Below are 21,482 nucleotides of genomic sequence, written 5' to 3'. Positions count from 1 at the left end.
ATTTTTCATGAGCCAAAGGCCGTCTGAAATATTTCAGACGGCCTTTGCTATTCAAAAATCAATCAGTTTTTACCGCAACAGGCTTTGTATTTTTGACCGCTGCCGCAAGAGCAAGGATCGTTGCGGCCGATTTTGCCGCTTTCGCGGCGCACGGTTTGCGGTTTGTTGATAACGGCTTGCCAGTAGCTGTAGATATCCAGCAGCACATGCGGCAGATCAGACTCCAGCTCGGTCAATTCTTTATCAGTCAAATGCAGAATCACTTCGCCGTTTTCTTCTTCATCATAAATGCCGCCCAAGGCCATAACCGGGTAGAACAAATCTTCGAATTCTTCTTGGTTGACCGCTTCAAACCAATCGGTCGGCACCACGTCTAATGCATAAAGATAGGCATTACACCAAGTGTAAAAATCGGGATTGCCCGCCTCATCTTCATACAACCACAAATCGGGCAGTTTTTTATCTGCCAATTGGCTGCGCATGTCCATCGCCAAAGCCAATACCAAACGCTCGACTTCGGTGCGCTCTTTGGCCTCAAACAATGATTCGTCGCCCAACACTTCCGGCAGCCAGTCATTCGGATTTAATGCATCAGGGCCGCTTAACAAGGCCATCATAAAGCCCTGTACTTCGTCGCAGCGCATCGTGTTGTGTTCTAAGGATTTGGCATCGAGCAACCCAATCAGGCGGTTGCGTGAGGCTTCGTCAAAAGTGCTTGCTTGCATGGATTGGTTCCTTCCCAATATTTTCAGACGGCCTGAAAACTTTGCACAATCGCCATCTGTGGTGAATTTCTTCGTTATGTGCTATTCGAAAGCTTGTCTATCTTTATGATATGTCTGAGCTTTCTGCGCTACTCTAACTTTAAACTGCACTCAAATCCGGCGTTTTGCAAAGGTATCGGCCTTAAAACCGTTAAGTAATCATTCTTTGGCGCATCTGCTCAAACAGGCAAACGGTGGCCGCCATAGCAACATTCAGTGATTCAGTTTGCCCCAGCATGGGAATTTTGACGCTGGCGCTCACTTTTTCCAACACTTCCGCACTCACGCCGCTGCCTTCGTTGCCGAACACCCAAGCAGCCGGTTGGCGCAGATTCATGTCGTAAAGATTAAAATTGTTGTGCTCACTCAAGGCGGTTGCCCACACCGTATCTTGATATTCGGCCAGCCATTGCATCATCGGCACACGGCTGTGGATGTTCAGTAAAAAATGTGCGCCCATTGCGGCACGCAATACTTTCGGCGACCATACGTCTGCGCTGCCCTGGCTGAGTATCAAATGCGGTATAGTACAAGCAGCGGCGCTGCGGATGATGGTGCCGACATTGCCGGGATCTTGTACACATTCCAACACCACGCAATCGCCTTGTTTCGGCCATGTTTGTTGGTGCGGAATATCAATCAAGGTCATCACATCATCGGAATCGGTCAGGCCGGTGATTTTGGATAAGGCTTCATTGCTGACCCATGTTATCAAATTGACCGGAACCGCTTCGACTAAGCGGCGGGTTTCGTGATGATTGGCTTTGGACTCAGGCAGATAAACCTGCACGGGTTTACCGTCTGCTTCAAGATAGCTTTGCAGCAGATGCACGCCTTCCAATACAGTTTGTCCGCATTGCCGGCGCGTTTTGGATTGGAAAAGCAGCTTGGCCAAATGCTTGAGTTGCTCGTTTTGAGTAGAAGTAATCAATTTCATGCCGTGCATTATAGCTGCTTTCAGACGGCATGGTGTGGCCGTCTGAAAATAAAAAAGCCTTTACATGACGTAAAGGCTTTTTGAGTTATTGCACAATTTCTTTTGGCGGGGTGTTGATGACTGCTTGGCTTTCAACACGAACTGCCGTATTTTGCTGCTTCTGTATTGATAACTGCTCCGCAGCATTCGGCACGACCACATCCGAAGCAGCTTTATTTTCAGCAACGGCGCGTACAGGCACAATATTTTGATCAACCTGCTGTTGCTGCTTCTCAACCGCTACAGGCGTCATTTGCTGCGTATCCGCTTGCGGCCAGAATTGCCACACCGATACTGCCACAGCTGCCAAGCTGGCGGCTGCGGCAAAGCCTTTAAATGCGTGATTGCTTGCTTTTGACTGTTTGCTTGTCAGATTTGAAGCATTGGCCGCATAATTGGCCTGGTGCTCGCGGCTGATTTCAGCCAAAGCGGCTGTAAACACTTCGCTTTGCATGAAATCAGCATTGCGCCCCACTGCTTGCTGTTTCATACAATCGCTGATGAGATGATATTCATACCATTTCTGGCCGGCTTCATCATCGGCTAACAATTTATCCAACATTTCGTCAGATAAATCTTCGTTGTCCATTGCAATGGAAACATATTCATATTTATCTTTATTGTTTATTGTTGTCATTTTCCTTACCACCTTTGGTTTTCAGTGGTATCCAATAACGGCCTTAAGTCTTTTGCAATGACTTCGCGCGCCCTGAAAATCCGTGAACGCACAGTCCCTATCGGACACCTCATTATCTGAGCAATTTCCTCGTAAGACAGCCCTTCCATTTCGCGTAATGAAATGGCTTTCCGTAAATCATCGGGCAGCTTCGAAATGGCTTCCTCGACGGTTTGTAAAATTTCGCGATTCATCATCTCAGCTTCCGGCGTGTGGTAATCCGCAATCTGATCTGCTAAATCAAAAATGTCACCTTCTTCGTTTGCGGCTTCTGCACTAATGAACGGCCGCTTTCCTGAAGTGGCTAAAAAATTCTTTGCTGCGTTGATGCTGATGCGGTACAACCATGTATAAAACGCGCTTTCGCCACGAAAATTCGGTAAGGCGCGATAGGCCCGAATCATGGCTTCCTGCGCTACATCGTTTACTTCATGCTCATCTTTAACGAAACGTGAAATCAATCTGATTAATCGGCGTTGATATTTGCTCATCAACATCTCAAACGCCTTTTGTTCGCCTTTTTGTGCGCGCTCTACCAGCATTTGATCGATCTGGCGATCATTCATTATTTAACCTTTTATGTAACTACATTATAAGTCATAAAATAGCAAAGCGTGCTGTGTTACCTTATGACATTTTTAGTGGAATTTAGTTCCGTAATATATTTCGTTAATGGATCATAAATAGGTAAAAAACCATCAAAATCCCGAAAATCCTGATTTGCCTTAAGATTAGCAACTGCCAAGCATATACCGTCGGCATTTGCGATAATCGGCCAGATTTGTCTCACTGACGGCAAAATATGGCATTCTTGCAACATTTTCTTGGTTGATTTTTGTCCGAACTCTAATTTTATGACATCACTACTAGTTACTTTTCGGACTATTCCCACATCCATTAATACTTGTTCGCTCAAACCAAACCGATGCGGTTTTAAGGTAAATCCGTTTTCCAACAAAACATCTTTCAGACGGCCTTGAATTCCTTTATGACCCAGCCACGGATAATTTTCCGTATGAATGGTTCTGACATACAAAATATCTCGATACAATTCTATGCTTATATCGTCAAACTGCCATTGTGCAGATTCGGCTTCCAGCAAAATTCTGGCCATATCAGATAAAGTTTTATGCGACGGTAAGCGAATTTTGTAAATCTGAAAAAAATAATGCAACACACGACGACGTCGCAATTCACTCAAACCACGCCACCAATCGACCTGAAACAGGCCGTCTGAAAGCATACGGTGATAATCATCTTGGGTGACTTCGTCCAACAAAGCCAAATCGTCTTGCAGACTGCGCACGTTGGCCAAAATTTGCTGATGAATATTCGGCACTCGCTGTTTCCATTGCGGCAATGCTTTATGGCGGATCCAATTGCGCAAATAGCTTGTGTCTTGATTGCTTTCGTCTGCAACATAAGCCAAATCATGCTCAAACGCATAGTGTTCTAAAGCGGCTCTTGGCGTATCTAAAAGCGGCCGCCAAATTTTGATGCTTTGATTCAAATCACGCCATTTTGGCATCGCTGCGAGCGAACGTGTCCCACCGCCACGAGCAACACCGAGCATAAAGGTTTCGACTTGATCGTCTTGATGATGCGCCAACGCCAAAATATTACATAGACCGTCTGAAAATATACGGTAGCGCCCTGCTCTTGCTGCCGCTTCAATGCCTTTTCCTTTTGCATTAATGGCGGCTTTAGCGACTCTTAAATCAACATTCAATTGCACACATAATGTTTCGCAAAAATCGGCCCACTCATCAGCAAACGGGCTTAAACCGTGATGGACGTGTACGGCACGGAGCTTAAAATTTTTCTGTTCACGTAAACGAGCCAATAAATGTAGCAAGACCACCGAATCCAATCCGCCGCTCAAGCCGACCTCAATGCTCAATTCATTGCTTGGCTGTGGTAATTCTGCTGCCAATAAAGCGAATAAATCCATTTTCAACTCCGTTCTTTTTAGACAGCCGATATAGGAAATCGTCGGGTTGTTTACATTTTTCACGCAAAACAACTTTTATTTTTTGCCTGAATGATTGTTTTAGGATTTTCTACAAATGAGACCTTTGCCCAAGCCGTAGATTTGAATAAGTTCGAAGTTGGAGCAGCACAGAAAGCGCAGGGATTATCTGAATCATCAAGCTTTCGGGCAGCGCACAATGAAGAAATGCACCAAAGATACGGAGTTTTTGAAGGTCTCAGCCTAAAATGCAAAAACAAGCAGGCACCAGCCTGCTTGTTTTAAGACAATTGCAGTATTAAATTATTTCTCGGTAAATTTACCGTATGCCATGATACGGTCAAAACGACGGGACAATAAATCTGCCATCGGAATGCTTTGTGCATCACGCAATTGTTCTTCCAAAACATGTTTTACACTCAACATCACCGCTTCCATATTGCGGTGTGCGCCACCCAAAGGCTCGTCAATGATGCGATCGATCAAGTTTAATTCTTCCAGACGCTTGGCGGTAATGCCCAAGGCTTGTGCGGCATCGGCGGCTTTTTCGGCGGTTTTCCAAAGAATCGATGCACAACCTTCCGGAGAAATTACCGAATAAGTTGAGTATTGCAACATATTCACATAGTCACCCACGGCAATTGCCAAAGCGCCGCCCGATCCCCCTTCGCCGATAATGGTGCAGATTACCGGCACCCGCAAGCGGGTCAATTCGTATAAATTGCGACCGATGGCTTCCGATTGTCCACGCTCTTCCGCACCAATACCCGGATAAGCACCCGGGGTATCGACGAAAGTCATCACCGGCAAACCGAATTTTTCAGCAGTCTGCATCAAGCGCAAGGCTTTGCGGTAACCTTCCGGACGCGGCATACCAAAATTGCGGCGGATTTTTTCTTTGGTGTCACGACCTTTTTGATGACCGATGACCACCACGCTCTGACCGTTGAAACGCGCCAAACCACCTACGATGGCATAATCGTCGGCAAAATGACGGTCGCCGTGCAATTCTTCAAAGTCAGTGAAAATCGCGTTGATGTAGTCTAAGGTATAAGGACGCTGCGGGTGACGTGAAACCTGTGAAATTTGGGCAGGTGTCAGTTTGCTGAAAATAGATTTGGTTAAATCATTGCTTTTCTTTTGCAGGCGGAAAATTTCGTCTGAAATATCGACAGCCGACTCACCTTGAACGAAGCGCAGCTCGTCGATTTTGTTGGTCAGCTCAGCAATAGGCTGTTCGAAATCTAAAAAAACAGGTTTCATACGATGACGCTCTCAATGGATAAGATTCTGCTGCAATCATACGCTAATCAGGCAATTTTAGCAGCAGTTTGCACAAAAAATATGCAGCATTTTGATAAAAATCAGGGCTTTTCCATGATTTTCAGACGGTCTGATTGATTTTTAGTATAGATACACTAATACATCAAGTGGCGTATCTTATGATAAACTCGCAAGCAATTCAAATCTTTTCTGACACGCTTATGAAAAACGAACAAGACAATCACACCATGCGCTTAGATAAATGGCTGTGGGCCGCGCGCTTTTTCAAAACCCGTGCGCTGGCACAAAAGCATATCGAGCTTGGCCGCATTCACGTCAACGGGGCAAAGGTGAAAAACAGCAAATACATCGTTGTCGGAGACGCCATTGATATGAGCTTGAATTCGCTGCCCTACAAATTCAAAGTATTGGCGCTCAACCACCAACGCCGTCCTGCACCGGAAGCAAGATTGCTTTACCAAGAAGATGCCCAAACCGCCACCGAACGCGAAAACCAAAAGCTGCTTAATGAAGCCAGCCGCATTACCGCTGCTTATCCCGACGGCCGACCGACTAAACGCGACCGCCGACAATTGGATAAAGTCAAACGCGATACTTGGTAAAGCCATATTAGCAAGGCCGTCTGAAATTTCAGACGGCCTTGCTAATATTCTGAAAGCCGACATACAAATACACTCTGTTTGTCAGCTTTCAAAGCCAATTAAAATTTGTATTCTACTTGGCCGCGAACCACGTTCACGTCTTGTTTATCGCCGCCAACTGTAGCGGTAACTTGTTTACCGTGCAAGTAGAAGCCTTTTACTTTCCAGTTTTTCCAAGGAATGTAAGTTGCACCCAATTGAACACCTTGAACGTTTTTGCTGTAGTCTTCAACTGAAGATACACCCGACAATGAACCCACACGGCGGTAGTTCAAAAACACGTCATAAGAATTGCGCACGTCCCAATCCGCCAATTTATAGCGAACTTCGGTAAATACGCCGTCGTTTTTGATTTTTTGGCCGACATCGTTATAGGCTTTGATGTTGGATTTGCTGACCGCAGCCATCCAGCGCCAATCGTCGTTGAATTTGATGTCGGTACCCAATTCGCCGAATACGGCATTTTTGGCATCGTGACGGTCGCCGATATCAACATCCTTCATGTAGCTGACGGTTGCGCCTACATTGATATTTTCATTTATAGGGTAAGTGCTTTGAATCGAAGCAAAATGTTTGCGACGGCCACCTACGCCCCAGATATTGTCGTTAAAGTAGCCGGTGCGACGACCTGCCGTCACTTTAGTCGGCAATACTTTGTTGTCAAAGAATAATTCAGCACCGGTCACTTCAGTATCCCAAACCCGACCGTATGAAGAGAATGCGCCAAACTTACCCACACGGGCTTTGATGCTGTTGTCACCAAAATTGTAAACCGTACCTTCGGCATACAGTTTGTTTACCGGCACATCATGGTCACCACGGAATTTACCGGTTTCCAAATCGATGTTCGGCTCGATTTGCGCTACGGCTTTCCAATCTTTATACAGATTTGCACGCACCCAAAATTCGGCGTTAAATTCGCTGTGGGTGTTTTCAGGTGTCGGATTTACGCCGCTGTTATTGGCTCTAGTGTCTTCGCTGTCGACACGAACACGGAAAGCGCCGTTTACTGTCAGCAAATCATTGAAAATGCTGATTTTATCATCGTCTTTACGGATAATACTGCCGGAATTGACGTAATCGCCGGTGGTCGACAGCGCAGCGGCATCGCGTTCACTATCAGCAGGATTGGCCACAGCAAAAGACGCAGCAGCTAAAGCAGCACAAACAACAGCAAAGTTTTTTTGAATTTTCATGCAAATCTCCAGTTTATCGAGTAAACAACCGTTTGTAATTTTCATTGCCGAAACCGAGTTTGAAGCCGGTTGACAACAAATTTATGGATAAGGTGGTTGAACCGACTACAAACCACATCGGTGTTATTCAGTTACAAGCTTAAAATTTTGTGGCGTTATATCATGCAACATATTAAATTATGTAACTAATGTGATAACAATCCTATGTAGTTTGCTGTATTACGTCAAGAAAATTTTACATGAAACAAACAAAAAAACAACTAATTTGATAAATATCAACTTTATTTTAGGCCGTCTGAAAGCTGTTTAACCTAAAAATTTATGCAAAACTACTATAAATTTCAAAAAAAGAAATACAATGTAGTTTTATTTAATTTATTTTAAAACAGTGCATTAATCATTTCATCTAACGCTGTTTGACGTTTTTTTTGGTTTTTTACTGCCCATTCAAATATTTTTTTGTCGCCCCAAAACACAAAACGCTCTCGCGCACGAGTGATACCTGTGTACAACAGCGCATTATTCAGGCTGCTTAACACATCATCGCTTTCATTTGCCATACCAATACTTGGTGGCAACAGCCACACCTCCCGATATTCCGAACCTTGGCTTTTGTGCACGGTCATGGCAAACGCCGTTTCAAAAGCGGGCAAGCGACTGATGGGGATTTTTCTGAAACCTTCCGCAAATGGAAAATAAGCGGCCAAACCATTAGCCGATTCGCTATCCTGCATAATCAGGCCGATGTCGCCATTAAATACATCCAGTGCATAATCATTGCGCATGACCATAATCATTTGTCCGGCAAACCACGGTATATTACCCAATATGCGCTGCTGCCGCTGCAAATGGCGGAAATAAGCCTGATTAAAATTTTCCGCATCTTGGCGCCATGCCGTTAACACCACCACATCCGCCACATGACCGAATGCCAGCGCCACGTTGCCACTATCTACAGCCTGCCAGTATTTTTCATGCTTGTGATACAGCAATTCGGCTTGATGTTTCATATCGGCATGCAATACCTGCAATTCATCAGGAAAGCGTGCAAACTGCGCCCACGCTGTTTCGCTATCTCCGGAAACCACCGCCCGAGCCAAACAACCAATGCCGCTATCTGCACCAAAGCGGTGGCTGACATGCAAATGGGCGATGTTTTGCGACAACGCCGACGGATTTTCGGCAACTTTAAATGCATGCTGAGGCAGATATTCGCTCAAACGGCGATGAGTATCTTCATCCAGAACGGTTTTTCGTGACAAGGCAGCCAATACCGCACCAACGCCAACCGATGGTAACTGAAATTCATCACCCAAGAAGATAACGCGGCAACCGTTCGGGATAGCTTTGAGCAATTGCAGCAACAGTGATAAATCCAACATCGATGCTTCATCCACTACCAATACGTCTAAAGGCAAAGGCTGCTGCGCATGAAAAGCCGGCCGCATTTGCGGCGGACGAAGTTTCAACAGGCGGTGTACGGTTTGGCCTTCTAAAAGCAATAAATGATGCTTGATGTGCTCGGGCAAATCGAAGCCGTCTAAGGCACGATGCAGCGAACGTGTCATATGCGCGGCTGCTTTGCCTGTAGGTGCGGCCAAGGCGATGCGCGGCAAAGTGGTGGCATTGTCGCAAATCAAGCCCAATAATTTGGCGACCGTGGTCGTTTTACCGGTACCGGGGCCGCCGGTAATCAGCATAAAAGCTTGCAACAAAGCCAAACCCGCAGCATCACGCTGTCCTTCGCTGCCTTTTTCGGCAAACCAGTTCCGCAGATTTTGCGAAGCCTGCAACCAATCGACATCATCGGTGGCTGCTGTCGCCAGCCGCTTGATCTCGACAGCCAAGTCGTGCTCCAACTGCCAAAGCCTGCCTAAAAACAAACGCCGCCCGTTCAGCACCAGCGGCGTTTCGCCATCTGACCCGACCACCAAAGCAGCACGTTTCAAGGTTGCCGCTTCTTTATCGCTAACCCAAATAAACGAATGCCCGCTTTGCAGTGCGCTAAACAAGGCTTCAACATAAGGTGTCACCACGGCCGCTTCTTCGGGCGCGTAGTGTTGCAAAAACTGTGTCGCAGCCAAGGCCGCCGCTTGGTTTAAATCGATGGAAGCATTCATTTTGTTTTCTCACGAAATAGACTGAGACCTTTGCAAAACCCTAGATTTGAGTATAGTTCAACGTTGTAGCAGCGCAGAAAGCGAAGACATATCATAAAGATAGGCAAGCTTTCGAGCAGCGCACAACGAAGAAATGTGCTCAAAGATAGGGATTTTACAAAGGTCTCAGAGGCCGTCTGAAAGTTTTACGTAATACTTTTCAGACGGCCTATTATACCGTTTTACATTTATTTGCCATAAGGGTTATTTGTTTTGCAAACGCCCGTCCTGCATGGTCATCACGCACTCGAAACGCACAGCCAATTCATCATCATGTGTTACCACAATCAGGCTGGTACCCAATTCGTTTTTCAAATCTAACATCATGTCGAGTACATTTTGCGCATTTTTTCGGTCGAGATTGCCGGTCGGTTCATCAGCCAGCAAACATTTCGGCTGAGTAACCAGCGCGCGGGCAATGGCGGCACGTTGGCGTTCTCCTCCCGACAATTCGCTCGGGCGGTGCAGCATACGTTGTTTCAAACCGACTTTTTCCAGCATCCCCGCTGCTTGTGCTTCAGCCTCAGCTTTCGATTTCTTGCCGATCAGCAAAGGCATCATCACGTTTTCCAAAGCAGAAAATTCAGGCAGAAGATGATGGAATTGATACACGAATCCCAAATATTGATTGCGCAATAAGCCCAACTGCTTTTGGCTCATTTGCCCTAAATCCTGCCCCATCAGCATCACACGGCCTTCAGACGGCATATCCAAGCCGCCCAAAATATGCAGCAGCGTTGATTTACCGCTGCCCGACGAACCGATAATGCTGACGCTCTGACCTTGCATCACTTCCAAATTCAAGCCGTTCAATACTTGCACGTTCAGCGCGCCGTCGTTGTAGCTTTTGCCGACATTTTCACATTTCAACACAATATTATTCATAGCGCAAAGCCTCCGCAGGTTGGGTTTTTGCCGCGCGCCAGCTTGGGTACAGCGTGGCGATAAAGGCCAAAGCCAAAGAAATACACGCAATCACGGCCACGTCTTTCATGTTGACATCGCTTGGCAGGTAATCGATGAAATAAATCTGCGAATTAATCAAATGCACGCCAAACAGTTTTTCAAAGAATGCCACGATTTTACCGACATTCCAGCCCAGCAACACGCCGCACACTACGCCGATTAAGGTGCCGAAAAATCCGGCAAACGCACCCTGCACCATAAAAATCTTCATCACACCGGCAGGCGACAAACCCAAGGTGCGTAAAATCGCAATATCGGCCTGCTTCTCGGTCACCGCCATCACCAATGACGACACCAAATTAAATGCTGCTACGGCAATAATCAACATTAAGATGATGAACATCATGCGTTTTTCTAATTCAACCGCTTCAAAATAGCTGCGGTTGCTGAAAGTCCAATCGCGCACCCAAACGTCTTGCTGCTCGGCTGCAGGAATCAGGTTAGCGATAAAATCAGGCGCGTTTTGCGGATCCGCCAGTTTCAGGCGTAAGCCGCCGACACCGTCGCCCAAGCGATACAAAACTTGCGCGTCTTGAATATGCGTCATCGCCAGTGAGTTATCCAATTCATATACACCGGTTTTGACGATGCCGACCACGTTAAACTGCTTCAAACGCGGCACCACGCCTGCCGGCGTAACATTGCCCTCAGGTGTAATGACCGTCACTTTTCCGCCCGGCTCCGCACCCAAAGCCTGAGCCAGACCTTCGCCCAAAATAATGTCGAAGCTGCCCGGTTTCAAATCGTCAAAGCTGCCCACCGGCATGTCTTTGCCGTAATCGACCACATTTTTTTCTTCAGACGGCAAAATACCGCGAATCTGCACACCGCGCACTTCGCCCGAGTTGGCCAACAAGGCTTGGTCGGACACATAAGGCGCGCTGGCCAACACTTCTTTTTTGTCTTTAATATAACGGCGCAAATCCTGCCACTCGGCACCATTGCCATTATCGAAATAACCGATTTCAGCATGCGGCGCAACGTTTAATAGCTGCCCACGGATTTCTTTCTGAAAGCCGTTCATTACCGACAGCACCACAATCAGCGCAGTCACGCCCAATGCAATGCCGGCAATCGAAATCATGGTGATGAACGACATGAATCCGTTGCGCTTTTTCGCCCGCAGATAGCGCAGGCCGATCCAAGATTCTAAAGAAGTCATTTATTTCAAGCTGCCTTCGTTTCAAAGTAAAAGCGGTATTGTACCGTAAAACGTGTAGGCCGTCTGAAACGCCTACGGCATAAAAAAACAACTGTAAAGACTGACCTTGTAAACCACAATTTCGGTAAAATCCGCCGGAAAATTTGCATTTGTGGTGAATCAGTTTTATTCTAGGTTCAACGGGGCCTGTCTGGCGCCATGAATAAGGACAAATATCCGATGAAAACCACAAAACTCTTGGCTTCATCCGTAGTCGCTGCTGCTTTAGCGTTCAGCGTGAATGCGTATGCGGCTAAAGAAGTTAAAATTGCTTCCAACAACACACCTTACTCTGATACACACGTGCAGCAATTAGCCGCCACTGCCTTAGGCATGGGCGTGAAAGAACCGGTCAGCCTCACCCGCTCGGGGGGCAATGTTGTCGTATCCGGCAGCGGCAGCACCAAATGTACCTTTAAAGTAGGCGAAGGCGATTCCCCTAAAATTCAGGGTGTGAACTGCAAATAATCTGCTCCCAATATGCAAAAGGCCGTCTGAAATATCCAGACGGCCTTTTGCATATTGGGAACATTCTTCTTTTATTCTTTTACCACACGCCGCTCATACACTGCCTGCGCCAAAGTACCCGCATCGACGTATTCCAATTCCCCGCCCAACGGGATGCCGCGCGACAAACGGCTGATTTTATAAGGCAGGTTTTTGAATAATTCCGACAATACATAGGCCGTGGCATCGCCTTCCGCGGTGAAGTTGGTGGCAATGATGATTTCATCGATTTCGCTCTGCTGCAAGCGCTCGACCAGCTTATCCAACGCAATTGCCGAAATATCCATGTTTTGCGCGGGGCTAATCTGCCCCATCAGCACGAAATACAAACCATCATGGCAATGCGCGGCTTCCATATTCGACACATCCGCCGGCATATGCACAATCATCAGGCGGCTTTTATCGCGGTTTCCATCGGCACAAATGTCACAAATCTCGTTTTCGGTAAATGTGTTGCACAAGCGGCAATGGTGTACCTGCTTGAGGGCATGTTGCAGGGCATCGACCAATTCCTGCGCTTCCTCACGCTTGTGCTGTAGCAATTGATGCGCCATGCGCTGCGCGGATTTGGGGCCGACATTGGGCAGCACTTTCAAGGCATTAATCAGTCGGCCGAATGCATCGGGTTGTTTACTCATATTGTTCAGACGGCCTCGCCGCTTTCCATGAATCTTAATAAACCAAACGGCCGGAATACCGGCCGTCTGAGTCCATCCGTTATTCTGTCGGATTCACTTTTTGAGCGCCTTGCTCTTGTTTGATTTTTTTGTTCAGATATTGCAACAATTGGTCAAACACATTGGCTGTTTGCTGCTGCACCACAGCTTGCTTGGCTGCCGGCAGTTGTTCGTTGACATTTTCAGGCGGCTTAATGGCCTGAACTTCCAAAATCACCGGCGCCGGCAAACCTTCCAGCTTCACATAAGCCGGTTTACCCTCAGCAGGACGCGCTTTCAACAATTCCGCATAAGCTTCAGGCGGCATGGATTGTCGTGCTTGTTGCGCATTCAAATCAGAAACCGGTGACCATTCTACCGTCGTTTTCTGACCTGATTTCAAGTCAGCCAAGGCTTCATCGGCTTTTTTCTCCGCCAGTTTACGCGCTTCAGCCAATAAATAAGCCGAACGCACTTCTTCTTTCACCTCTTCAAACGGTGCGGTTTTCTCTTCACGCACTTCTTTGGCGCGCACCACCCACACCACATCCGGCGCAACGGTAATCGGCTCGGAATTGTGTTTTTTCTGCAAAACATCCTCGCTGAAAATTGCCGCAATCAGCCCATCCGGCATACCTGCAGCTTTACCGTTGGCTTGAGTCAGCCATTCGTCAGGCGCTTCAACTTTCAAATTCAGCTTTTTGGCGACTTCGGTCAAGCCGTTCGGATTATTGAATGCTTCTTCAGCCAGTTGTTCTTTAAGTTTGTTGAATTCGCCTGAAACCTTTTTCAGCTTCAATTCGTTTTCAATGCGGGCTTTTTCCTGCTCGAAAACCGGCTTGTTGTCGACTGGTGCCGCCGCGGCTTGCTCATCAAAGGCTTTCCGCACTTCCTCTTCGCTGACGCTTTGCTTGGCCGCCAATTCATTGACATCCAAAGCCACATATTCGATTTTGGCCGCCTGTGGAATCACATAATCTTTTTTATTGGCCTCGTAAAAACCTTGCACCGCTTTATCGTCAGCCTTGATTTGACCGGCAAACGCTTCCGGACTGAACGTTGCCGAACGCACTGTGCGCGTAGCTTGGGTCAGATTCACCAATTGCGCCGCTTGCGCATCGCTGACGATGGTGCCGTTTTGCACCAAGTTCAACAGATTCTGCAACTCAAACTGCTCGCGGATTTCATCCACAAACTGGTCTTCGCTCATGCGGCGCTGCTCAAGATACTGCGTCAGCATAGCTTGGCTGAATTTACCGCTGGAATCGTGAAAGCTCGGGTCATCCACAATGATTTGTTTGATTTGTTCCTGCGATACCGCAATGCCCATCATTTTCGCACCTTGTGTCAGGTAAGCGCGTTGCAGCAAAGATTGGAACACCGCATCGCGCGATTCGTTACCGCCGGCCGCCTGTGCATTTTGCACGGCCACATTCAAATCTTGATCACTGACCTTCTGGTCGCCGACTTTAACAATATAATCCGAACCCGGCGCGGCGACGGTACTGACACCGAAACCGACAAAGGTCAACGCAATCAAGCCCAATAAAATCTGGGCGGGCAATTTATATTTTTCAACGGAATGGAACATAACTACTCGATAAAGATAGGTGGATGGCAAACACACATTGTAACGTTTTTTTCGTGAATCCGCACTAATTCATGCTTTTCAGACGGCCTTTTGAGAGACTTATCCGATTTATTTCTTTTTCGGGCGGAACGCTTTGCTCACGGCTTCATCAGTTTCGATAAATACGCCGCCGATTAAATCAACGCAATACGGAATCGCGCTGAATAAACCGTGCACTTTAATCCCGCCATGTTCATCACGCACGCCGCCGAGTGTTTCAGCGATGGCTTTGGGACGTCCGGGCAGATTGACGATTAAGGTTTTACCGCGAATGCCGGCGGTTTGGCGCGATAAAATGGCAGTCGGCACATAAAACAAGCTGATTTGACGCATTTGTTCACCGAAACCCGGCATTTCTTTTTCGACCACATTTAACGTGGCTTCAGGTGTGACGTCACGCGGTGCAGGGCCGGTGCCCCCGGTGGTAAACACGACATCGCATTGCTGCTTGTCAGCCATGGTTTTCAAGGCGTTTTCTATTTCGCTTTGTTCATCAGGAATCAGGGCTTCGACAAAATGTATCGGATTTTTTACCGCACTTTGCAGCCAATCTTTCAATGCGGGAATGCCTTCGTCGGCATACACGCCGCTGCTGGCGCGGTCACTGGCGGACACCAAGCCGATGGTGACGGTGGCTAAAGTAGATTCGGTCATTGTGTTGCTTTCTTTTATTTGAAACAGGCCGTCTGAAACATTCGGACGGCCTGCGGATAAAACCAATGATAAATGTTTCAGACGGCCTGCAATGGATTTACAAATCAACCAACAAACGGCGGATTTTTTCAATAGACTGGTGAGAATCAATCACGCAGCCGTTTTGGCTTGCGCCTTCGCCAATACAGCTCATGCCGATGATGCCGCAGAAATGTACGTAATTCATGTCTAATTCACGCGCTAAAATGGCTTCGGGCATGCCGGTCATCCCCAACACATCGACACCGTCTTGGCGATAGCGGTTGATTTCGGCACGGGTCGGCCAGCGTGGTCCTTGCAAACAGCCATACACGGCTTTGCGGTAAACAGGCGTGTGATGAGCTTGCGCGTGGGCAATCAATTTTGCTTGCAGGCCTTGGGTGTAAGGCGAGGTGAAATCGGTGTGAACAACCGGTTTTTCCTGCCCTTCGAAAAAGGTGGTGTCACGTCCGCAGGTATAGTCAATCAAATCATGCGGCATCACCAAGCCGCCACTTTCCAAGACTTGATTAATACTGATCACAGAAGCCACGGAAATGATGTCTTGCGCGCCAATAGAATGCAATGCCCAAATATTGGCACGGTAGTTGATTTCATGCGGGGCGATGGTGTGGCCGAAACCGTGACGCGCTAAAAACACAATATCTTGGCTGCCGAGTTTGCCAAACAGTAAAGGGCTGCTGGCCAAACCATAAGGCGTGCGCACAATCCGGCGATCGGTAATACTCAATTGGGGCAGCTTGGTAAAGCCACTTCCGCCGATTACTGCCAACATAATTGTTCTCCTTTGAATATCAAGCGGATTTAGCTTAGCGGTTATCACTAAAAAATGCAACAAAAGGCCGTGACCTTTGCAAGCTCCCTATCTTTGACACATTTTTATGCGCTACCCGAAAGTTTGCCTATCTTTGCGATGTGCCTGTGCTTTCCGTGTTGCTGCCATTTCAAACTGCACTCAAAGCCGGGGAGCAAGGTTTCAGGCCGTCTGAAAAACGACTTTCAGACGGCCTGATTAACACGTTTATTTATGTTTGTAAAAATTATTTATGTTTGTAAAAATGGCTGTCAAAATAATTAATCATGCCTTCACGCACCAACACCAGCGTAACCGCAGCCAACGGCAAGCCGATTAACATGCCGACAAACCCCATCAACTGACCAAACGCCATCAATGAGAAAATCACCCAGAATGGCGACAAACCTATGCGGTCGCCAACGATTTTCGGGGTAATGAAGAAACTTTCTAAAAATTGGCCCACGGCAAACACACCCCACACCATCAGTAAGCCATGCCACGAATCAAACTGCAACACCGCAGCAATTGTCGCCAACAGCAAGCCGGTAAACGCGCCCAAATAAGGCACAAACACCAAAATACCCGCAATCATACCGATGGCAAAGCCTGAGTCCAAACCGACCAGCATCAATCCTATGCCATACACCAAACCCATAATAAGCATCACCATCAACTGGCCGCGCAAAAACTCGCCGAGCACGCGGTCCATATTATTGGTGATGCGCGTGTAGCTTCCGATAAACCGGCGCGGCACCAAGGCGCTAATGCCGTAAGACCAGCGTTTCCAGTCGAGCAGGAAGTAATACAGCAAAAACGGCAGCAGCATTAAATTGGTCAAACCGATCACCACATTACTGCTCTGCCTCATCAAGGTCGGCATCACCGATTTGAGCGTGTTGCTCAATTCACCTGTGTTCGACTGCACCCAAGCAATCAGCGATTCGGCATCAATATCTATAAACTCGCCACCGACGCGGTCTGCCCACGGCAACAGTGTGTTTTGCAGAAAATCGACAATTTGCGGCAAACGCCCGATTAAATTGTTAAACTGACCGATTAACATCGGCACAATAATCAGCAGTAAAGCCAGTAACACCGCCAAAGCAAAAACCATCACAATCATGGACGCGATACCGCGCTTGAAACGCTTGCGCTGCAACCATTCCACCATCGGATTGAGTACATAGGCCAACACCGCCGCCACAATAAACGGCGTCAAAATATTGCCCAGCGCATAAAGCAGCCACACCAACAAGACCAAAACCACGGTCATGATAATCCACGGCTTATGGCCGCGTGGTTTCTTTTGATACATGGATTAAACCGTTCATAAACATTCAGACGTCTTGAAGTATAACAGAGGCCGTCTGAATGCAGAATAAAGATGTATGCTTTTCAGACGGCCTACAGATTGTTTACAAAATCCGCAAAAATTTGCCGACATAATCACGCCAAATTGCGCAAAATAAGGTAAAATAGCGCGCACTTATTTGTCCCATCCCTTATACGAGGAATTACCCGCATGAGCACTTCATTAAGCTACCGTGATGCCGGTGTCGATATCGACGCAGGCGACCAACTGGTTGAAAACATCAAACCCTTTGCCAAACGAACCATGCGCCCTGAAGTGCTGGGTGATTTGGGCGGTTTCGGCGCCTTGGTCGAAATCAGCAAAAAATACCAAAATCCGGTTTTAGTAAGCGGCACCGACGGCGTCGGCACCAAGCTGAAACTGGCTTTTGATTGGGACAAACACGACACGGTGGGCATCGATTTAGTGGCCATGAGCGTCAACGATATTTTGGTGCAAGGCGCCGAGCCGCTGTTTTTCCTGGATTACTTTGCGTGCGGCAAACTCAATGTGGCGCGTGCCACCGATGTAATCAAAGGCATTGCCCAAGGCTGTGAAGAATCCGGCTGCGCTCTGATTGGCGGCGAAACCGCCGAAATGCCGGGCATGTATCCGGAAGGCGAATACGACTTGGCCGGTTTTGCCGTTGGCGTGGTAGAAAAAGACCGCGTGATCAACGGCCGATCGATTGTGGCCGGCGATGTGGTGGTGGGCTTGGCATCTAATGGCGCGCATTCCAACGGCTATTCATTGGTGCGCAAAATCATCGAGCGTGATAATCCTGATTTGGATGCCGAATTCGACAACGGCAAAACCCTGCGCGAAGCCATCATCGCCCCAACCCGTCTGTATGTAAAACCGATTTTGGCTGCCTTGCAACAATTCACCATCAAAGGCATGGCACACATCACCGGCGGCGGCATCACTGAAAACGTACCGCGCGTTTTACCTGAAAACACCGTTGCCCAAATCGATGCCAAATCATGGGAATTACCGAAATTGTTCCAATGGTTGCAACAAGCCGGCAATGTCGAGCAGCAGGAAATGTACCGTACCTTCAACTGCGGCATCGGCATGGTGGTGATTATCGCCAAGGAAGATGCCGAAGCAGTAGCCGCATTCTTGCGCGAACAAGGTGAAACCGTTTACCGCCTGGGCGAAATCCGCGAGCGAAACGGCGACGAACACCAAACCCAAGTCGCTTAATTATAATAATCAAATGCCGTCTGAAGAATTTTCAGACGGCATTTTTGATGAAGCGGATTTACATTCTAAATTGCGGCAGCAAGGCCGGAATGCCCGGCAACATGCCTACAGCCGCCATCGCCAAACACAACGCGGTAAAGCCAATCACCGGCACCAGCACACGGCCGGCAAAGCCCAATTCGACACTGCGTTTCTTGTCGCCGATTAAACCCAAATTGCCCAGCAGCATGGTCAGCGACCAACCGAACACCGGATTCACCAGCGCCGAAGAAAACACCACAATCGCAGCCGATTGCGTGGTCTTACCCTTACGCGTCATTTCCATGCCCGCTTCCAGCAGCGGTACATACACGCCCACCACCAAAGCCACGCTCAACACCGGCTGCCAAATCGCCAAGTCCATCGGGTAGCCCCATAGAGCGGTGATGATACACAGAAACGCGGTCAAAACCGCACCGGCCGGAATCGGACGCTTGGCAATCGAAGCGGGAACGATATACGTACCCCACGATGAGGTAAAGTTCGCGCCGCCCAACACCGAGCCGACTGCTTGACGCATCGAGCAGCCCACCATCGTATCATCGATGTTCATATGCATTTTTTCGGTTTTTTCAGGATAGCTCAATTTTTGGAACACTTGGTGGCCCAGAAAATCCGGCGACCACATCGCCACCGCCAACACAGCAAACGGGAACACCACCAAGAAGCTGTTCATGTCCGGCAGCCCCAGCATCCAGCCGCTGTTTTCACCCCACCAGTAAGCAGGACTCATCGGCGGCAAACCCGGTTCGGTTTCAAAGGCAAACGGCGCGCCTAAAATAAACGCGGCCACACCGGCCAATACGCAGCCCACAGGCACCGCCAGCCAGCGTTTGCGCCAATGCTCCAGCAAGGCATACATCAGAATCGTGCCCATAATCACGATAAAGGCAATATGCGGTTTGCCGAAGGTACCCGCCCAATCAAAGAGCTTTTTCACCTGCCCCGTGGTGCCGATAAAGCCGAGATACAAGAGCAAGCCGCCGCACACACCGTTACTCGTGAGCTTGGCCATCAGCGAGCCGCCTTTGAACAATGCCATGAGCAAGCCCAATATTGCAATCGAAATACCGAAAGCCAACGGATGGCCGCCTGCCGCCACCACAATCGGAATCAGCGGAATCAGGGGGCCGTGGGTTCCGGGTAAGTTGGCACCGGGCAGCAAAAAACCCGACAAAATCAAAATAAACGCCGCCGCAATCAGCAATTCATAGCGCACATTTTCCAAAATAAAATCTTCCGGCAAGCCCAAAGGGCCTGCGAAAGCCGCGGCCACTGCGCCCACCATCACCACTTTACCGATGGTTCCCGCAATAGTGGGAATCATGTCTTCCCATTCAAAACGGTAATCGCGAAACGGCAGATTCGGCCGCCAGCGCTTAGGCTGCATGATTTGCAATTCATGGTTCAAATACGCTTCGCGCGATTCGAAGGCCGAGCTGGGTTGATGCAGCTCGGCATAGCTTTTTTCTTGCGTATCCATTATTCACTTCCTGTTTTTATATAATTTCGTGTGTCACGGTTTGCCGTATTTTATCCTTCTCCACAACAAACCTCTGCCTATTAAAAGGCCGTCTGAGCAAGGAAACAAATCTTATTTTCTGATAGCTGCTATCCGATTTATTGATGATGTTTACCGAAATCATTGATTTGATAGCCTGTTTTGACTTTCAGAAAAAGAAAAATTATGTTAAAAATCGATTATAAGAAAACAAAATCAACTCGAAAAATGGACATCAACCAATTAAAATCCTTTGTAACTGTCGCGCATCAAGGCAACCTGACCCAAGCGGCCGAGCGTCTTTTTCTCTCGCAACCTGCCGTTTCCGCCCAAATCAAAGCCATTGAAAGCGATTTGGGTACCCCGCTTTTCAACCGCACCAGCAACGGCATGACACTCACCCGCGCCGGTGAAGTATTCCTTCCCGAAGCAGAAGCCCTGCTGCAGCATAAACACAAGCTCGAACAATTTGCCAAAACACTGGCGCAAGACTTCACCGAAGAAACCCAGCTGGGCATTATCCACCCGATTGATTCCACCAAGCTTGCCAACCTGACCGCCCTCATCAACCAAAACACGCCTAATACCCGCCTGCACATTCAATACGGCATGAGTGGAGAAATTCTCTCACGCATTCAAAATAAAACACTGCACGGTGGTTTTTTCTTGGGCAACATCAACCAGCGCGGCATTTGCAGCCTGTTTTTGCAAAACCTGTCTTATTCGTTGATTTGTCCGAAAGGCGAAGAAGCCACCATCCGCGCCAATCCGAAAAGTTTGGAAAATTACACATGGATCGAAATGTCGGGCGTGTCCGGCAGCAGCAAGCATCTGCAACAATTCTGGCGTGCCAACCGTCTGTCGCCCAAACGCCAAATCTTGTGTGATTACCCGCAAGCCATTTTGGATTTGGTGATTAATGGTATAGGAGTAGCGATGGTGCCGAGCAATAAAGCCGATGCTGCCATTCGCGACGGCCGTCCGGTATCGGTATTGGAAGAATACCGCCAAACCATGCCTATGCATTTTATTTATACCAGCGAATACGAAGACAATCCCGATTTGCAGCTTTTGAAACAAAGCGTGGAAGAGATTTGGCAAATCAAACCAAATTAAAACTAGGCTGAGACCTTTGCAAAAAAAACCCAAAACTCCCCTAAATTCCCCCTAAAGGATTCAGAGGCGTTTTTTTATGAGCAGCTTCTTCCAGCAACAAGCCCGAATCATGACGGGCAAACATACCGGCAGCTGCCCGTTGCTCAAAATTAACC

General features: G+C 48.0%; 20 protein-coding genes. 4 read left to right on the top strand and 16 right to left on the bottom strand.

All coding sequences use genetic code 11. The annotated features are described in order from the left end of the window. Nucleotides 1–62: 62 nt before the first annotated feature. The 6 genes from ACFPVS_RS08610 to ACFPVS_RS08585 form a co-directional block, all read right to left on the bottom strand. Nucleotides 63–725 carry a YecA family protein gene (locus ACFPVS_RS08610; protein ID WP_123804520.1) on the bottom strand — a complete coding sequence of 221 codons (663 nt, stop codon included), beginning with the start codon at nt 723–725 and terminating at the stop codon, nt 63–65. A gap of 190 nt (nt 726–915) precedes the next feature. Beyond that, a complete protein-coding gene (locus ACFPVS_RS08605) occupies nt 916–1,701 on the bottom strand; it encodes a TrmH family RNA methyltransferase (RefSeq protein WP_096296124.1) in 786 nt (261 codons plus the stop codon). An 85-nt stretch (nt 1,702–1,786) separates the two neighbouring features. Further along, nucleotides 1,787–2,377, bottom strand: a complete 591-nt coding sequence (locus tag ACFPVS_RS08600) for a sigma-E factor negative regulatory protein (protein WP_096295332.1) — start codon at nt 2,375–2,377, stop codon at nt 1,787–1,789. 5 nt (nt 2,378–2,382) lie between these two features. Beyond that, nucleotides 2,383–2,982 carry an RNA polymerase sigma factor RpoE gene (rpoE, locus tag ACFPVS_RS08595; protein WP_096295333.1) on the bottom strand — a complete coding sequence of 200 codons (600 nt, stop codon included), beginning with the start codon at nt 2,980–2,982 and terminating at the stop codon, nt 2,383–2,385. A 56-nt stretch (nt 2,983–3,038) separates the two neighbouring features. After that, nucleotides 3,039–4,367 (bottom strand): tRNA lysidine(34) synthetase TilS, encoded by a 1,329-nt coding sequence (gene tilS, locus ACFPVS_RS08590; RefSeq protein WP_096295334.1) that lies wholly within the window; start codon nt 4,365–4,367, stop codon nt 3,039–3,041. A 321-nt stretch (nt 4,368–4,688) separates the two neighbouring features. After that, nucleotides 4,689–5,648, bottom strand: coding sequence for an acetyl-CoA carboxylase carboxyltransferase subunit alpha (locus tag ACFPVS_RS08585; protein WP_096295336.1), 960 nt, complete (start codon nt 5,646–5,648; stop codon nt 4,689–4,691). A 221-nt stretch (nt 5,649–5,869) separates the two neighbouring features. On the opposite strand from ACFPVS_RS08585, the gene ACFPVS_RS08580 reads away from it, so the two are divergent. Next, nucleotides 5,870–6,271, top strand: a complete 402-nt coding sequence (locus ACFPVS_RS08580) for an RNA-binding S4 domain-containing protein (RefSeq protein WP_096295337.1) — start codon at nt 5,870–5,872, stop codon at nt 6,269–6,271. Between the two features lie 98 nt (nt 6,272–6,369). Here the strand turns inward: ACFPVS_RS08580 and ACFPVS_RS08575 are convergent, their stop codons facing one another. From ACFPVS_RS08575 to ACFPVS_RS08560, 4 genes are all read right to left on the bottom strand, one after another. Further along, the gene (locus tag ACFPVS_RS08575) at nt 6,370–7,506 is read right to left on the bottom strand and encodes a hypothetical protein (protein WP_096296125.1); all 1,137 of its coding nucleotides are present in this window, start codon (nt 7,504–7,506) and stop codon (nt 6,370–6,372) included. Between the two features lie 380 nt (nt 7,507–7,886). After that, nucleotides 7,887–9,626, bottom strand: a complete 1,740-nt coding sequence (gene recD / locus ACFPVS_RS08570) for an exodeoxyribonuclease V subunit alpha (RefSeq protein WP_096295338.1) — start codon at nt 9,624–9,626, stop codon at nt 7,887–7,889. A gap of 243 nt (nt 9,627–9,869) precedes the next feature. Then, entirely contained in the window at nt 9,870–10,550 is a 681-nt protein-coding gene (lolD, locus tag ACFPVS_RS08565; protein ID WP_123804523.1) for a lipoprotein-releasing ABC transporter ATP-binding protein LolD, read from the bottom strand. Continuing rightward, the gene (locus ACFPVS_RS08560; RefSeq protein WP_096295339.1) at nt 10,543–11,793 is read right to left on the bottom strand and encodes a lipoprotein-releasing ABC transporter permease subunit; all 1,251 of its coding nucleotides are present in this window, start codon (nt 11,791–11,793) and stop codon (nt 10,543–10,545) included. Before ACFPVS_RS08560 ends, lolD begins: the two co-directional genes overlap by 8 nt. 219 nt (nt 11,794–12,012) lie before the next feature. On the opposite strand from ACFPVS_RS08560, the gene ACFPVS_RS08555 reads away from it, so the two are divergent. Next, complete coding sequence (locus ACFPVS_RS08555) at nt 12,013–12,300, top strand: hypothetical protein (RefSeq protein ID WP_123804525.1); 288 nt, start codon at nt 12,013–12,015, stop codon at nt 12,298–12,300. 71 nt (nt 12,301–12,371) lie between these two features. On the opposite strand, the gene recR is transcribed toward ACFPVS_RS08555, so the two are convergent. The 5 genes from recR to ACFPVS_RS08530 all read right to left on the bottom strand — a co-directional run bounded on the left by recR (nt 12,372) and on the right by ACFPVS_RS08530 (nt 17,429). Further along, nucleotides 12,372–12,977, bottom strand: coding sequence for a recombination mediator RecR (gene recR, locus ACFPVS_RS08550; protein ID WP_096295340.1), 606 nt, complete (start codon nt 12,975–12,977; stop codon nt 12,372–12,374). A gap of 79 nt (nt 12,978–13,056) precedes the next feature. After that, a complete protein-coding gene (locus ACFPVS_RS08545; protein WP_096295341.1) occupies nt 13,057–14,586 on the bottom strand; it encodes a SurA N-terminal domain-containing protein in 1,530 nt (509 codons plus the stop codon). 108 nt (nt 14,587–14,694) lie between these two features. Continuing rightward, the gene (mog, locus tag ACFPVS_RS08540; RefSeq protein ID WP_123804530.1) at nt 14,695–15,279 is read right to left on the bottom strand and encodes a molybdopterin adenylyltransferase; all 585 of its coding nucleotides are present in this window, start codon (nt 15,277–15,279) and stop codon (nt 14,695–14,697) included. A gap of 97 nt (nt 15,280–15,376) precedes the next feature. Next, nucleotides 15,377–16,093, bottom strand: a complete 717-nt coding sequence (locus tag ACFPVS_RS08535; protein ID WP_096295342.1) for an S-methyl-5'-thioinosine phosphorylase — start codon at nt 16,091–16,093, stop codon at nt 15,377–15,379. A 265-nt stretch (nt 16,094–16,358) separates the two neighbouring features. Next, complete coding sequence (locus ACFPVS_RS08530) at nt 16,359–17,429, bottom strand: AI-2E family transporter (protein ID WP_096295343.1); 1,071 nt, start codon at nt 17,427–17,429, stop codon at nt 16,359–16,361. Between the two features lie 207 nt (nt 17,430–17,636). On the opposite strand from ACFPVS_RS08530, the gene purM reads away from it, so the two are divergent. Continuing rightward, nucleotides 17,637–18,671 carry a phosphoribosylformylglycinamidine cyclo-ligase gene (purM, locus tag ACFPVS_RS08525; protein ID WP_096295344.1) on the top strand — a complete coding sequence of 345 codons (1,035 nt, stop codon included), beginning with the start codon at nt 17,637–17,639 and terminating at the stop codon, nt 18,669–18,671. 58 nt (nt 18,672–18,729) lie between these two features. On the opposite strand, the gene ACFPVS_RS08520 is transcribed toward purM, so the two are convergent. Further along, entirely contained in the window at nt 18,730–20,193 is a 1,464-nt protein-coding gene (locus tag ACFPVS_RS08520) for a DUF3360 family protein (RefSeq protein ID WP_096295345.1), read from the bottom strand. 246 nt (nt 20,194–20,439) lie between these two features. Here ACFPVS_RS08520 and ACFPVS_RS08515 point away from each other — a divergent pair, with 246 nt between their 5' ends. Further along, nucleotides 20,440–21,327: a LysR family transcriptional regulator gene (locus tag ACFPVS_RS08515; protein WP_096296126.1), complete on the top strand. Its 888-nt coding sequence runs from the start codon at nt 20,440–20,442 to the stop codon at nt 21,325–21,327. Nucleotides 21,328–21,482 lie beyond the last annotated feature (155 nt).

It is taken from the genome of Neisseria weixii (genome assembly GCF_042658245.1).
Taxonomy (GTDB): Bacteria; Pseudomonadota; Gammaproteobacteria; order Burkholderiales; family Neisseriaceae; genus Neisseria; species Neisseria weixii.
This window is presented reverse-complemented; position numbering and strand designations above follow the sequence as displayed.

Coding starts and splice junctions, on each gene's coding strand:
- ACFPVS_RS08560 (WP_096295339.1), bottom strand. CDS start 11,793: ATGACTTCTTTAGAATCTTGGATCGGCCTGCGCTATCTGCGGGCGAAA.
- ACFPVS_RS08580 (WP_096295337.1), top strand. CDS start 5,870: ATGAAAAACGAACAAGACAATCACACCATGCGCTTAGATAAATGGCTG.
- recD (WP_096295338.1), bottom strand. CDS start 9,626: ATGAATGCTTCCATCGATTTAAACCAAGCGGCGGCCTTGGCTGCGACA.
- purM (WP_096295344.1), top strand. CDS start 17,637: ATGAGCACTTCATTAAGCTACCGTGATGCCGGTGTCGATATCGACGCA.
- mog (WP_123804530.1), bottom strand. CDS start 15,279: ATGACCGAATCTACTTTAGCCACCGTCACCATCGGCTTGGTGTCCGCC.
- ACFPVS_RS08605 (WP_096296124.1), bottom strand. CDS start 1,701: ATGAAATTGATTACTTCTACTCAAAACGAGCAACTCAAGCATTTGGCC.
- rpoE (WP_096295333.1), bottom strand. CDS start 2,982: ATGAATGATCGCCAGATCGATCAAATGCTGGTAGAGCGCGCACAAAAA.
- lolD (WP_123804523.1), bottom strand. CDS start 10,550: ATGAATAATATTGTGTTGAAATGTGAAAATGTCGGCAAAAGCTACAAC.
- ACFPVS_RS08515 (WP_096296126.1), top strand. CDS start 20,440: ATGGACATCAACCAATTAAAATCCTTTGTAACTGTCGCGCATCAAGGC.
- ACFPVS_RS08575 (WP_096296125.1), bottom strand. CDS start 7,506: ATGAAAATTCAAAAAAACTTTGCTGTTGTTTGTGCTGCTTTAGCTGCT.
- ACFPVS_RS08530 (WP_096295343.1), bottom strand. CDS start 17,429: ATGTATCAAAAGAAACCACGCGGCCATAAGCCGTGGATTATCATGACC.
- ACFPVS_RS08585 (WP_096295336.1), bottom strand. CDS start 5,648: ATGAAACCTGTTTTTTTAGATTTCGAACAGCCTATTGCTGAGCTGACC.
- ACFPVS_RS08520 (WP_096295345.1), bottom strand. CDS start 20,193: ATGGATACGCAAGAAAAAAGCTATGCCGAGCTGCATCAACCCAGCTCG.
- ACFPVS_RS08555 (WP_123804525.1), top strand. CDS start 12,013: ATGAAAACCACAAAACTCTTGGCTTCATCCGTAGTCGCTGCTGCTTTA.
- ACFPVS_RS08600 (WP_096295332.1), bottom strand. CDS start 2,377: ATGACAACAATAAACAATAAAGATAAATATGAATATGTTTCCATTGCA.
- ACFPVS_RS08545 (WP_096295341.1), bottom strand. CDS start 14,586: ATGTTCCATTCCGTTGAAAAATATAAATTGCCCGCCCAGATTTTATTG.
- ACFPVS_RS08610 (WP_123804520.1), bottom strand. CDS start 725: ATGCAAGCAAGCACTTTTGACGAAGCCTCACGCAACCGCCTGATTGGG.
- recR (WP_096295340.1), bottom strand. CDS start 12,977: ATGAGTAAACAACCCGATGCATTCGGCCGACTGATTAATGCCTTGAAA.
- ACFPVS_RS08535 (WP_096295342.1), bottom strand. CDS start 16,093: ATGTTGGCAGTAATCGGCGGAAGTGGCTTTACCAAGCTGCCCCAATTG.
- tilS (WP_096295334.1), bottom strand. CDS start 4,367: ATGGATTTATTCGCTTTATTGGCAGCAGAATTACCACAGCCAAGCAAT.